Source organism: Chamaesiphon sp., from assembly GCF_041738855.1.
In the GTDB taxonomy this organism is placed as follows: Bacteria; Cyanobacteriota; Cyanobacteriia; order Cyanobacteriales; family Chamaesiphonaceae; genus Chamaesiphon.
Genome location: NZ_JBGSPA010000169.1, coordinates 21,677 through 34,107 on the forward strand (window position 1 = coordinate 21,677; position 12,431 = coordinate 34,107).

Genomic DNA, 12,431 nt, shown 5'->3' on the forward strand with positions numbered 1-12,431 from the left:
CTCAGCTAATTACAGATAAGACATTAGTTCTGATTTCGGTAACTAAATCACTGAGTGAATCTCGATCGAGTCGATAACTGAGTGGATGAGCGATCAGTCTCGCACTACTATAAAATAAGGTTTCAATCTCAATTAAACCATTATCTTTGAGGGTTTTACCTGTTGAGACTAGATCGATAATCGCTTCTGACATCCCCGTAATCGGCCCCAATTCTACCGAACCAGAAAGTGGTACGATTTCGACAGGCAAATCGATACTATCAAAGTACTCTCTCGCACAATGCACGAATGTCGAAGCCACTCTACCATGTGCGGGCAAATCTAAACTAGTACGATAGGGACTATCCGCTTTTACCGCTACAGATAGCCGACAAGTCCCAAACTTGAGATCGACTAGTTGGGCAACTTGAGGACTTTTTTCACGCAAGACATCATAGCCGACAATCCCTAGTTGTGCTTGTCCGTATTCGACATACACAGGGACATCATGATTGCGGACGAGCAATGCTTTCGCGCGATTGGTAGGATCGACGATCTGGAGTTGGCGATTGTCTTTGTCTAGAAAGGCACTAAAGTCTAAACCAACAGACTGAAATAGTCGCACGCAATCTTTGAGTAAACCACCTTTTGGTAAGGCTACAGTAATCATTTAGGCTTTAGGAATTAGGTATTAGGCTTTAGGTGTTAGATTTTAGGATTAAGGGGAATAGATTTGAGCATTAATTATTAATTATCAACTATCAATTATTCCTCTAGTGCTTTGTTGATGGATGATGCGATCGATCGTGCCGATGGGGATGGAGGAGATCAGCTTGCGAGTGTAGTCAGTTTGGGGAGATCGATAGATAGTTTGGGCGTCATCAATTTCTTCGATCTTACCTTGATTCATCACCATAATCCGATCGCTCATGAACTTCACCACACTCAAGTCATGGGAGATAAAAATATATGTCAGGTTAAATTCACTCTGTAACTCTTTGAGCAAGTTCAATACCTGCGCTTGAACGGAGACATCTAGAGCCGATACGGATTCATCACAAATGATAAACTTCGGATTTAGTGCCAATGCGCGTGCGATACAGACGCGTTGACGTTGACCGCCAGATAGTTGATGGGGGTAAGATCGCAGGTAGTATAGGCTCAATCCCACCCGTTGCAATAGATATTCGGCGCGTTCTTGGCGTTGAGTTTTGCCCTTAACTGTCTGATGTATTACCAGCGGCTCGATAATCAGATCGCTGATATTCATGCGCGGATTGAGTGCGCTAAACGGATTTTGGAAAATGATTTGTAAGTCTCGCCGGAGGATTTGCATAGCTTCACCTCGGAGCTTAGTAATATTTTTACCTTGAAATTCGATCGCGCCTTGCTGCGGTTCGATTAATTTCAGAATCGTACGGGCTAAAGTGCTTTTGCCACAGCCAGATTCACCAACTAAACCGAGTGTTTCCCCTGCATGTACATCAAAGGAGATATCATTTACTGCCCAAGTATATTGCTGTCGAGCTTTACCAAAGATTCCCTGGACGGGAAAGCCAACTTTTAAGTTACGGACTGCTAAGATTGGTGCTTGTTGCCGATCGATCTCGACCGATCTAATGCGATCGCTTTCGACGACAATATCTTGGTTGACTAATGCTAATGGTTGAGGTTTTTCGATGATTTCGACACTACCATCCGGTAGGATTTGCTCGTCCATAAAGTCCTTAATCGTCGGCAAGATCTGGGACTCGCGATCGAGACGCGGACGACAAGCCAGTAAGCTTTTAGTATATGGATGTGCTGGATTTTGAAATAACTCTAAAATCGGCTGACACTCGACTATTTTACCTTTATACATCACCGCCACCACATCGGCAATCTCGGCAATAATTCCCAGATCGTGGGTGATAAAAATCATTGACATCCCCCGCCGATCGCGCAGTTCTTGAAGTAGTTCCAAAATTGTGGCTTGAACAGTGACATCTAGAGCTGTTGTGGGTTCATCAGCAATCAGTAAAGTGGGATTGCAAGAGATCGCCATTGCGATCGTCACCCGTTGTAATTGTCCGCCCGAAAATTGGTGAGGATAGCGTTCTAACCACGCTAATTTTTGCAAATTGATAACATTATTAATCTCGCGATCGGTTGGTACTTCTGTTTGTGTTTGTTCCAGTCGATCGAATGATTCTAGACTTGCTAAATATTGCTTTCTCAGTAGCTCATCGCTGGGAATCAGCTTGACTTCTTGTAAGCTGTAAACTGCTAGGCGACGCGCCTCCGCTGTAGATACAGACTGATGTTGGGAGATTGCTTCGATCAGTTGATAACCGATCGTAAATACTGGGTTGAGCGAACTCATCGGCTCCTGAAAAATCATCGCCATTTGTTTGCCGCGATAACCCGAAAGTTGTGATGGCAATAATGTCAATAAATCTGTCGGTGGTGATGGAGTTGAGATCGAGCAATCCTGAAACCACACCTCCCCCTGCGTGACTCGCCCCGCACTCGGTAGCAACCCCATCACCGCCAGCGAAGTCACCGACTTGCCCGAGCCGGATTCACCGACAATCCCCAGTGTCTGCCCTGGCTGTAGTGTAAAAGAAATCCCATCAATCGCTGGCTGCTTGACACTCTGAAATTGCACCCGTAGATTTCGCACATCTAGGACGAGATGGCGGTAGTGCAGTCTCTCTGGAGGCGTTCGCGCATCTGCATTTGCAGCAGGAGAGTCGGTCATAGGTAGTCTGGGATGGTGGAACGGTGCGATCGGGCTACGTCTATCTTACGCTACTCATCGAGCGATGCGATCGGGGAGGGATCGACAGTTGAGAGCCAAATGTTGAAGAGCAGGATGGTTGAGTGGATGCGATCGCGATCGTGCTTAAAGTTCAATTGAAAATCGTATAATTTAGTGTAAGTTATTTAAGTTCGATTGCGATCGGGAATCTCATTTTCAGAGCGATCGAGGATGTTACTGAGGGCACATTCACACCTTGAAAGCTGTCACCAATACCTACAAGACAAGTCGTCAACAGCAGCAAAATTCATGATTGGAATCCTCGCTGTGCTATCGGTATCTGCGGCGGCGGGAATGCGAATCGCCCTCCCACTTTTGGTAATTGGGCTGATTCAGGGTGACTCATGGCAACAAGTCCCCTTACTCAACCGCATTCAACCACAGGTGCTAATTGCTGTCCTCACAGCTTGGACATTGCTCGAACTAGTTGTCTCCAAACAGCTTTGGGGACAGCGACTGTTGCAGTCTGTCGAACTCATCTTTAGTCCCCTGGTTGGAGCGGTGATGGCGATGGCGGTAGCGAGGATCTTGCGCCTCGAACCCACTCAACTCGTCTGGATTTTGGGTGCAGTCGGGGGTTTACTCGCACTAGTTTTGCAACTGGTAAAAGTGGGTTGGTTTTATCGGCTGCAAGGATTGCCGACGTGGGCGGTATTGCTCGAAGATATCTTGTGTGTGCTGCTGGTGCTATTTGCGTTCAGGGCACCAAATTCTGGCGGTTTGATTGCGATGCTGCTGTTGTGGCTAGCGATTCGCAGTTCGCAGAGTTGGTATCGGTGGTATAAAGGTGGGCAGGTGCCTAAATAATCGGTACCCTTGAGATCCATAACAGCTATAGCGATCCTAGATCAACGTGAGTTCGGGATCGGAAGAGCCTAGAGACTGAAGTCTTGGCTCATAATGCAAAGTCCGCCTTCGCGGACTGAAGATGCAGTCCGCGAAGGCGGACTTTGTGGCACTAGCCCCGATTTCAATCGTGGGCGGGACTGGAGCGGAGCAAAGATGCTTGACCCGAACTGACGTTAAATCAGATCCCTGGTATCTGTTGGTACTGGTGCGTTACGGCTGACGCCTAACACACCCTACATCAACTATCCACTATCCACCATCCACCATTCACCATTCACCATCCACTTACTCAACAAATTGCTGCAATCCAACAGCTAGATCTTGAGTCGTATCCACCACAGTCACATACACCTGCTCCATAGGCGTAAAATCTTCCCAAGCTGCTTGTTGACTGGCGAGGAGATCGACAGTCGCATCCGCAATATCCCCAGTCCGATGTACCAATCGATCGCGCAAGACATCTTCAGGTGCCATGCAGTGGACGATCTGGAGTGAAATCCCCTGAGCTGTGGCTAAATCGATGACAGCACCCCGCAAAGACTGGCGGTCGTACTTTGCATCCAAAATCACCGTCTGGCCCTGTGCGGCTAATTTTGCCCCCAAATCCAACACCCGCTGATAAGTTTTTGCCGTCATTTCGGGCGTATATAGACTCTCAGATCCCTTGCTCGGTAGTGGGATGCCACCTAGATGTTTTCGCACCGCATCCGAGCGGAGCTGCACGCCGCCGAGCAACTGAGCAATGTACTTACCTACGGTGCTTTTGCCAGAGCCAGACAGCCCCGACAACATAATGATGCGCCCTTGACGGCTGCGCGTATACTCCCACGCCTGACGATAATAATCACCTGCTATCTGGGCGGCGGCTGATTGCTCTTCAGTAGACACCCCAGCATCGTCGAGTAAGAATGATGTGACTTTGGCGCGGACATACGCCTGACGACTCAGATACATCGGTAACACCTGCAACCCCGCCCAATCACCAGTTTGTTCGACATAGGTATTTAAAAACCGATTGGCGAGATCTTTGCGTCCTCTTGCCTCTAGATCCATCACTGCAAACGCTACATCGTACATGGTATCGACAAAGCGAAATGGTTCGTTAAATTCGATGCAATCAAATAACAGAATTTTGTGTTGCCAGCGACAGATATTCCGCAGATGCAAATCACCATGACACTCGCGAATAAATCCACCCGCAATCCGAGCGAGAAATAAGTCTGAATAGTCTCTTAAAAAGCGGTCGGTATAGGCTTGAGTTTCTGTAAACTGTTGTTGCGTCTGAACGCGTCCGATATATTTTTCGGTCTGGCGATAGTTGTCATCGATTGATGACTTTATGCGATCGACTTGCCCAAAGCTGCTAATATAATCACTTGTCTGGGCGCGATCGTGAAACGCGGCAACAACTCGCCCCATCTCCTCAATATCAGCAGTGGTAATCGTTCCCGCCTCAAACAGATTGCTGAGTAAATTTGCTTGTGAAAATTGCACCATCTTGACTGCATAGTCAACTATTTCGCCATCGCTACCTAAAGAATAGCGATCGCCAACCAAGGAGATCGACACTACTTCCACATATAATTCTTGAGCACCCCGTTGATTGAGTCGGAGTTCTTCATTACAAAAATGTTGACGTTTCTCGATCGTCGAATAGTCTAAGAAGCCAAAATCAACTGGTTTCTTGAGCTTGTAAGCAAAGTTTCCTGTAAGTAAAACAATTGACGCATGGGTTTGCATCAATTGAATGGGCAGAGTCACCGGATGAGGATAAAATTCCGACACTAACATTTGCTGAATTAGTGCAGGCATTGATTTATTTGACATAGTTGATATTTTAATCCAGATCGATACCCAACTCCCTTAGCTTGGCAGCCAATAGATCTGCCCTTGCTCGCTCGCGGTTGGCTTCCTGACTAGCAGCATCAGCTCGTTGACTAGCAGCATCCGCTTGCTGCTGTGCCTGAACTAGTTGCTCTCGATCTGTACCGATCCAATTTCCAGATCGATCGTACCAATTCAACCACTTACCTGCAATCCCAAAATAGACTCCTTCCCAAATACCCAGCCCCAACTCCAATTCCTCGAACCAAAATCCTTGTCCGCTCACCGTTAATTCTACATAACGCGCACCCTGCAAGCAAAACAGTCGAAACTGGTTGGAGTATCGATCGTACAGCACATAATAAGGCACCCGCAAAATTTGCTCGTACACCTGCCACTTTGTCGGCGGCTTGCCTACGACTCGCAGCGTCTGCCCCAAGTCTTCAGCCTCTGTCCCTGGCGATAACAATTCCACCACCAAAAATGGTGCCACACCCTCTTGCCACATCACGTAGCTCCATCTCAGCTCTGCCTGGGACTGACTAGCTGGCACCCCTAGTACCAAAAACCAGTCTGGTCGTTTGTACCAGCTGGTATGCTTGACATCATAGTAAAGATTGAGGTCAGCCCCGATCAAAAAATCTACTTCAGCAGTCGGCTGACAGGTTTCCCGCAATAATTTGGGCTGAAAATCATGAAATTCGTCAGGCAATCCCATTTCCTCCGGGTCTTCACTGGGTAAATCGTACATTGTTGGCAGCGATTCGATGCCAGGGATAGCGGGATGATTTTGGTACATATTTTCTACGCCTCATGCTATGCCTAATTTTAGCCGATCTTGTAGATGGTGAATGGTGAATGGTGGATGGTGAATATATAGTGATAGGTAGACGTAGGGTGGGCAAACTTTCACAAATAAATTAATTACGTAGCTGTAAATAATTTGCCCACCACTCACCCGACAAATCGCTATTTTTCAAGCATATGTTTATTAATTTTCTTTTACTTTCTTCAACAAAGATTGCAGATCTGCTGTTGCCATCCGCGCACCTGGAATCGTGACCAACTGAGCTGAAGCCATCGAACCTAGCCGTCCGGCTGTCGCCCAATCCATTCCATTAGTGATGCCATATAGTACCCCACCAGCATACAGATCGCCAGCACCGACAGTATCGATCGCTTTCACAGCCACAGGGGCAATTTCAAGTAATGTTTGACCGTCAAATATCAGTGAACCTTTGGCACCGAGAGTCAGCGCAAAAGTTTTGGAAATGGTTTTTAAATACTCGATCGCTTGAGCTAAATCTTGGGTACCAGCCATCTCAAATGCTTCGCTGTCATTGGCAAATAGTAAGTCTACGCCAGAGCCGAGCATGTCTAAAAGTCCCTGTTTGAAGAACTTTGCCATATTTTGATCTGAGAGTGTCAAAGCCACTTTTTGACCTGCATTAACTGCCATTTCTCTGGCGGTAATCGCAGCTTGCTTGCTAGTCTCGCCCGTAACTAAATAGCCTTCAATATAAGTATAAGCAGAGTTGGCGATCGCGTCTGGCACTAGTTCGCTCTCTGACAAACCCGAGGAAATCCCTAGGAAAGTATTCATCGTCCGATCTGCATCGGGTGTGACAAATACCAGACATTTACCCGTGATGCCTGCGGCGGGTGGATGAGACTTGAGATTGGTATCGACACCGCACTCTAGCAAGTCATTGAGATAGTACGCGCCAGGTTCATCGTTGGCAACCTTACAAGAATAAAACGCTTTGCCACCAAATTGACTCACAGCGACGATCGTATTGGCTCCAGAACCGCCACAAGTGCGCTTGCTGGTGGCATCCCCCAGCCGTGCGAGGATCTTGTTCTGACTGGCTTCATCGAGGAGCGTCATCACACCTTTATCGATGCCTAGTTCTACTAGTAGTGCTGGCTCGACTTCACATTCCACATCGAGCAGCGCGTTACCCAGTCCGTATACATCGTAGCGTGTCATAAAATTTGCGATCGATCTTAACAAATAACAGGATACTACTCGATCGGGCGATCGCACCCGATCTCCACCACAAACTCACAACGATCTGATTCTGCTAAAGTTAAAACAGATATTAGCTCTCAATCCTATGTCACATATTCGTTCTTATCTCGTTGGCTTAGTCTCTCCCCTGAAGCATCGACTTCTATTATCGCTCGTGACGATCGCGCTCTCGATCGGGATTTTTGTGCTACCCGCTCAAGCCACGGCTGTCTATGAGATTCCGGTTGTCTCCGCAGGCATCCCAACTTGGATTATCGATAAAGCTGATGTGATGAGTTTGTCTACCAAAGGTACAGTTAGAGGTACCTTGGAACAACTTGCCAAACAGACAGGAAAAGAAGTCCGGTTTGTGACGGTTCATCGGCTCGATTATGGTGATACCATTCAGACTTTTACTGACAAACTGTTCAAAAAATGGTTCCCAACAGCGGAGGAACAAGCCAATCAGACGCTAATTACGCTCGATAATGTCACTAATACGATCGGTATTCGCACTGGGAGTGAGATCGAACCGCTACTGACACCAGCAATTGCCACCAGTATCATCACTGAAACCATGCAGGCACCGCTCCGCAGTGGGAACAAATACAATCAAGCTTTTATCGACGGTGCCAACCGACTCGTACCCGTACTTTCAGGACAACCCGATCCTGGCCCACCAGTAATTATATCTACACCTGAAGTTGGTAGAACCTATCTCAAGGCTGAAGAAACCGAAGCCAACCGCACCAACTTTCTAGTTATCGTGATCGGACTATTGATTATTGCCACGGTGATTCCGATGGCGACTTGGTGGTGGTATCAAAATCAAAGTTAGTTACCTCTTCTCTAGTATCAAATTAGATATCTAGGGGAGTGAGTGAATAGTGAATAGTGGATGGTGGATCGAGGTTACCCATAGAGGGCACCCCTACATAATTAACCTGTAGGGGTGCCCTTTATGGGAAGTTGAATCAATCTTGAATGTATTCTGCACCTGAAAGTAAAGCGATCTCCGCACGGACAAATTCTCGCCCCAGATATGCGGCATGATCCATCATACTGACTGGACAAGGTTGGGTTTGTTCGATGACTTTGACGCACAATTCCTTGGCGGTGCGACCCACATATAGAGTTGTATTTGTGCGAGTTACCTTACCTTTGGCGGGGATGACTTTGCCAGTTTCGGGATCGATCGCCAAGCCGCGATCGTCGATGATATTAGTACAGTGTTTGGCGCAGATCGACCCAAGTTCGCGATCGATATAAATGAGAAAGTAGCCATTGGGATCGAGATCGATTTGCCGATTGGACAGTTCGCGATCGATCGCTGTTAAATTATCGGTTACCAAGGTCATAAATCCGATCTTTAATAATTATATTAGATCTAGATTAACCGATTTATTGATGATTTGTGGTGGTTTTGAGCAGATTAGCAATCTTTTTTACTAAAAATGTTCGCTTTTGACTTTACAGCTAACTGCTATATGCTAGTCTACCATCGATTCTAAAGTCGAGCGAAAGACAATAGCAAGCGATCCCCATTACCTGGAGATCGCTTCAACTTTAGTAATCCATGCCAACTGTCAACTGTCTGCTGGTCTTGTCTGGCTGTCTTGTCGTTTTTTTATTCGGGGGGAACCCTAGACGTAAAAACGCCGCTGTCTTGAAAAGGTGCTTCACTTGGGCAAAGCCCAAGAACGCACTTTTCGCTAAACCCTCTCCTTCGGAGACGCTGCGCGTTGGCGTAGCCTGCGCCTTGCGCTTACGGCAGAGCCTACGTATCGTGAGCCGCTGGTGCAACACATGCGCCAAGTATCCTCCACCTGAACAGCATCCGCAACTGTCAGCTATCAACTGCCGTTGCAATCTTCATCGGCAAATCTTGGTTGATTAATACGATCTCTTGCTGCTGCGACTCATTCACTTCGGCAAGATGATCGCGTAAGATCTGACCGAAGCGTGGATGATAAAATCGATGTAAACTATAATTAGCCGTTGCCGGAAAACCGCGCCGCTTCTTATGTCTGCCCCCAGCACCAGGATCGAAAGTTTTGATACCGTTTTGAATCGCCCACTCGATCGGGGTATAGTAGCAAGCATCAAAATGCAGACAATCGATGTCATCACTGCTACCCCAATAACGACCATATAAGCGATCGCCTTTAGTAATACAAAAAGACATCCCTACAGGTGTCGCTGGATCTGCACCCGTCGCCGTCACAAACACCACCCGATGCCGATAATTGTCATGAAGCTGCTCGAAAAATTCTGGCGTCAGGTACTTGCTACCCCACCACCCAAACTTATCGCAGGTATCGGCATAGAAAGCATACATCTGCGAAAACAACTCCGGTGCGATTTGTTCGCCAGTGACAGTTGTCAGATCCAATCCACCCGCTTGCACAGATTTGCGCTCTCGTTTGATGTTGCGGCGTTGGTTGGCATTAAATACGCCCAAATAGTCATCAAAAGTTTGATACTCTTGGTTCTGCCAGACATAGTTGTGATTGATCCAGGTACTATATCCGTAGTCCTGCATCTGCGATCGCCATGCGGGATCGACATATAAGAAGTGACAGCCAGACAATCGATGAGTCGTACAAAAATCATCGATCGATCGCACCATCAGTTCGGTAATTGCCGCCACATTTGCACCAGGATCGATCAAAAATCGATAGCCTTCTGATGGCGTCACTGGAGTCATCCCCACCAACTTGGGATAGTACCTAATGCCCATCCGCTGCGCCAAATCGGCCCACTGATTGTCGAAGATAAATTCCCCGTAACTATGCCCCTTGACATACAAAGGAGCCGCTCCTACCAATGCTTGTCCTTGCCAGACTGTCAAATGTGTCGGCAACCACCCCGTTTCGGCGGTGACGCTGCCAGAAGTTTCGAGAATATTCAACCATTCCCACTCCAGAAACGGCGTCTTTAAGGGCACAGCGAGAGCATCCCAATCATCTTGTGGGATGTCTGCTAAGTTATTGAACCAGCGGATCTGATACGAAGATGGAGACATGGTTAATTTGCTGCTGTTTGGCACCTATCTATTCTATCGAAACCGCATGGATGGTGGATGGTGAAGGGTGAAGGGTGAATGGTGGGTGGTGGGGGTCGATTTTTTACGTGGGAAGGGAGTAAGATCGAATTATCCCCAGTTCATTTCAGGAGCAAATTATGGCAGTCAAACAACAGTTCACGAGTTTTGAAGATGCGATCGCCAATAGCGAGGTACCGATCTTAGTTGATTTCTACGCTACTTGGTGCGGCCCTTGTCAGATGATGGCGAAAATCTTGGAACAAGTCAATATCGAGCTGAATGGACAAGTGCGAATCATGAAAATCGATACCGACAAGTATCCCCAGATCGCTTCCAATCATCAGGTGCAAGCATTACCAACCCTCGTTCTATTCAAAGGTGGGCAACCGATCGATCGCTTGGAAGGAGTATTACCCGCCGAGCAGTTAATCGACAGGATCGGTCAATTCTTGTAAATCACAGATCGATCGCATCGGTCAATTTTTATAATTACTTCCTACTCAGTGCCAAATCAGAGCGCGATCGGTAGCATGTTCGTATCACCAAGATCGATTCTAATTTAGAGATAATTTGTCATAGCGATTTGAGTATTTGAATCGATCGAGATTTAATCCTCTAACCAACTAAATAATTGACCGACAGTCAATTGAAATGACTCGGCAAATCCAGGCACGGGCAATAAATCATCCGGTTGTTCAAAGACTGAGATCGTTTGATTTCCTGGTTTCGCCCCTTGCGGATCGGCTAAATAGACAAATACTAATTCTTCATCCGGATCGATTAACCAGCCCATTTTAGTGCCGTGGGCGAGGCAGTGGAGGATATTCCGCACGACTTTGGTTTGGCTTTGGTCTGGAGAGAGGATCTCAATCGTCCAATCGGGCGCAATAGCGAAGACATTGGCGACTTTGCCATCCTCATCGCGAGGGATACGATCCCATGCGAACGCGGCAACATCGGGAACGATCGATCTCCCGCCAAAAGTGCAGCGTAATTCGGGATAAGCGCGGGCGATTCGCACTGGTTTGAGGATTATATCGATCGCAGATACCAGATCGCCTTGAATCGTGCTATGTTTTCCTTGAGGCATTGGTTTTTGGCTAATTTGACCATCAATAAACTCGCTAGCAGGCTTCGTCTCTGGAAGCTGGAGAAAGGCTTCAATGGTAATGGGTTTAATCGGTGTTTGAACCATTGCAAGTGCGGGTAATGGGCTATTAGTATTATAATTTGAATGCCTAAAATTTAGACGGTGGGCACTGCTAGCTATCGCCAATTGTGAGTACGATCGAGTCGATCGAGTGAGCCAAAGGCTCGTAGGTTGGGTAGCGGATGCGCGCCCGCCTTTGTTCCCCGACGGTTTAGCGAAAAGTGCGTTCTTGGGGCGCGAGCTTTGTGGGGGAAGCTTCCCCCACAAACGTCGCTTGTTTCCCCTGCTTGGGTATGGGTCACGAATGGGGAAAATGACCGACCCAACTCCGCATGTTAATCGATAAATCTGTTTTGACATAAATAGCGATCGCAGCTCTCCCTAAGTAACCAGTAAAATAGGAATATCCCCGCCTTGCTGTCCAAGCTAACGGGGATATCAGTGCTTGGAAACCGCACCTGACAAAATACTTAAATGACACCAGCTAACGAACCAAACGACAACGACCGCCGCATCGATCGCCAGTTAAGAACTATTGCCCGTAGAGTCAACCGCCTGGAAGATACTCAAGTGACCTGGGGAGAGCTGAATATCGAGTTTGACCGTCTCTATGATGAAGTTGCTGAGGTCAGAGCCGATCTCAAAGCTGACATCAGTGAACTCAAAGGTTATATCGCTACTCTTAATGGCAAGATGGATGTCCTCCTGTCCCACATCACCGGATCTGGGAACCAGTAAGCTCGATCGAGTGGCTCTCCTGGACTTATGGGGG

At 47.3% G+C, this 12,431-nt stretch carries 12 protein-coding genes; 4 read left to right on the forward strand and 8 right to left on the reverse strand.

Features of this window, described 5'->3' with window-relative positions; all coding sequences use genetic code 11:
- Position 1 precedes the first annotated feature (1 nt).
- Positions 2 to 649 (reverse strand): ATP phosphoribosyltransferase, encoded by a 648-nt coding sequence (gene hisG / locus ACEW9I_RS17535; protein ID WP_373541618.1) that lies wholly within the window; start codon positions 647 to 649, stop codon positions 2 to 4.
- An 84-nt stretch (positions 650 to 733) separates the two neighbouring features.
- A complete protein-coding gene (locus ACEW9I_RS17540; protein WP_373541619.1) occupies positions 734 to 2,719 on the reverse strand; it encodes an ABC transporter ATP-binding protein in 1,986 nt (661 codons plus the stop codon).
- Between the two features lie 309 nt (positions 2,720 to 3,028).
- Here ACEW9I_RS17540 and ACEW9I_RS17545 point away from each other — a divergent pair, with 309 nt between their 5' ends.
- Positions 3,029 to 3,586: a DUF4126 domain-containing protein gene (locus tag ACEW9I_RS17545; RefSeq protein ID WP_373541620.1), complete on the forward strand. Its 558-nt coding sequence runs from the start codon at positions 3,029 to 3,031 to the stop codon at positions 3,584 to 3,586.
- Positions 3,587 to 3,913: 327 nt separating this feature from the next.
- Here the strand turns inward: ACEW9I_RS17545 and ACEW9I_RS17550 are convergent, their stop codons facing one another.
- The 3 genes from ACEW9I_RS17550 to ACEW9I_RS17560 all read right to left on the reverse strand — a co-directional run bounded on the left by ACEW9I_RS17550 (position 3,914) and on the right by ACEW9I_RS17560 (position 7,442).
- Entirely contained in the window at positions 3,914 to 5,455 is a 1,542-nt protein-coding gene (locus ACEW9I_RS17550) for an AAA family ATPase (protein WP_373541621.1), read from the reverse strand.
- A gap of 10 nt (positions 5,456 to 5,465) precedes the next feature.
- Positions 5,466 to 6,251 (reverse strand): Uma2 family endonuclease, encoded by a 786-nt coding sequence (locus ACEW9I_RS17555; protein ID WP_373541622.1) that lies wholly within the window; start codon positions 6,249 to 6,251, stop codon positions 5,466 to 5,468.
- A gap of 192 nt (positions 6,252 to 6,443) precedes the next feature.
- Positions 6,444 to 7,442: an adenosine kinase gene (locus ACEW9I_RS17560; RefSeq protein ID WP_373541623.1), complete on the reverse strand. Its 999-nt coding sequence runs from the start codon at positions 7,440 to 7,442 to the stop codon at positions 6,444 to 6,446.
- Positions 7,443 to 7,569: 127 nt separating this feature from the next.
- On the opposite strand from ACEW9I_RS17560, the gene psb32 reads away from it, so the two are divergent.
- Positions 7,570 to 8,301 carry a photosystem II repair protein Psb32 gene (gene psb32, locus ACEW9I_RS17565; RefSeq protein ID WP_373541624.1) on the forward strand — a complete coding sequence of 244 codons (732 nt, stop codon included), beginning with the start codon at positions 7,570 to 7,572 and terminating at the stop codon, positions 8,299 to 8,301.
- Positions 8,302 to 8,437: 136 nt separating this feature from the next.
- On the opposite strand, the gene ACEW9I_RS17570 is transcribed toward psb32, so the two are convergent.
- Positions 8,438 to 8,821 (reverse strand): DUF4346 domain-containing protein, encoded by a 384-nt coding sequence (locus ACEW9I_RS17570; protein ID WP_373541625.1) that lies wholly within the window; start codon positions 8,819 to 8,821, stop codon positions 8,438 to 8,440.
- 488 nt (positions 8,822 to 9,309) lie between these two features.
- The gene (locus tag ACEW9I_RS17575) at positions 9,310 to 10,488 is read right to left on the reverse strand and encodes a GNAT family N-acetyltransferase (RefSeq protein WP_373541626.1); all 1,179 of its coding nucleotides are present in this window, start codon (positions 10,486 to 10,488) and stop codon (positions 9,310 to 9,312) included.
- A gap of 158 nt (positions 10,489 to 10,646) precedes the next feature.
- Here ACEW9I_RS17575 and trxA point away from each other — a divergent pair, with 158 nt between their 5' ends.
- A complete protein-coding gene (gene trxA / locus ACEW9I_RS17580) occupies positions 10,647 to 10,964 on the forward strand; it encodes a thioredoxin (protein WP_373541627.1) in 318 nt (105 codons plus the stop codon).
- A gap of 152 nt (positions 10,965 to 11,116) precedes the next feature.
- Here the strand turns inward: trxA and ACEW9I_RS17585 are convergent, their stop codons facing one another.
- A complete protein-coding gene (locus tag ACEW9I_RS17585; protein ID WP_373541628.1) occupies positions 11,117 to 11,704 on the reverse strand; it encodes a Uma2 family endonuclease in 588 nt (195 codons plus the stop codon).
- 429 nt (positions 11,705 to 12,133) lie between these two features.
- On the opposite strand from ACEW9I_RS17585, the gene ACEW9I_RS17590 reads away from it, so the two are divergent.
- Positions 12,134 to 12,397, forward strand: coding sequence for a hypothetical protein (locus ACEW9I_RS17590; protein WP_373541629.1), 264 nt, complete (start codon positions 12,134 to 12,136; stop codon positions 12,395 to 12,397).
- The last annotated feature ends 34 nt before the right edge of the window (positions 12,398 to 12,431 follow it).

Bases quoted from the DNA above. Each gene is read 5' to 3' on its own strand.
- hisG (WP_373541618.1), bottom strand. From the start codon at position 649: ATGATTACTGTAGCCTTACCAAAAGGTGGTTTACTCAAAGATTGCGTG.
- ACEW9I_RS17540 (WP_373541619.1), bottom strand. From the start codon at position 2,719: ATGACCGACTCTCCTGCTGCAAATGCAGATGCGCGAACGCCTCCAGAG.
- ACEW9I_RS17545 (WP_373541620.1), top strand. From the start codon at position 3,029: ATGATTGGAATCCTCGCTGTGCTATCGGTATCTGCGGCGGCGGGAATG.
- ACEW9I_RS17550 (WP_373541621.1), bottom strand. From the start codon at position 5,455: ATGTCAAATAAATCAATGCCTGCACTAATTCAGCAAATGTTAGTGTCG.
- ACEW9I_RS17555 (WP_373541622.1), bottom strand. From the start codon at position 6,251: ATGTACCAAAATCATCCCGCTATCCCTGGCATCGAATCGCTGCCAACA.
- ACEW9I_RS17560 (WP_373541623.1), bottom strand. From the start codon at position 7,442: ATGACACGCTACGATGTATACGGACTGGGTAACGCGCTGCTCGATGTG.
- psb32 (WP_373541624.1), top strand. From the start codon at position 7,570: ATGTCACATATTCGTTCTTATCTCGTTGGCTTAGTCTCTCCCCTGAAG.
- ACEW9I_RS17570 (WP_373541625.1), bottom strand. From the start codon at position 8,821: ATGACCTTGGTAACCGATAATTTAACAGCGATCGATCGCGAACTGTCC.
- ACEW9I_RS17575 (WP_373541626.1), bottom strand. From the start codon at position 10,488: ATGTCTCCATCTTCGTATCAGATCCGCTGGTTCAATAACTTAGCAGAC.
- trxA (WP_373541627.1), top strand. From the start codon at position 10,647: ATGGCAGTCAAACAACAGTTCACGAGTTTTGAAGATGCGATCGCCAAT.
- ACEW9I_RS17585 (WP_373541628.1), bottom strand. From the start codon at position 11,704: ATGGTTCAAACACCGATTAAACCCATTACCATTGAAGCCTTTCTCCAG.
- ACEW9I_RS17590 (WP_373541629.1), top strand. From the start codon at position 12,134: ATGACACCAGCTAACGAACCAAACGACAACGACCGCCGCATCGATCGC.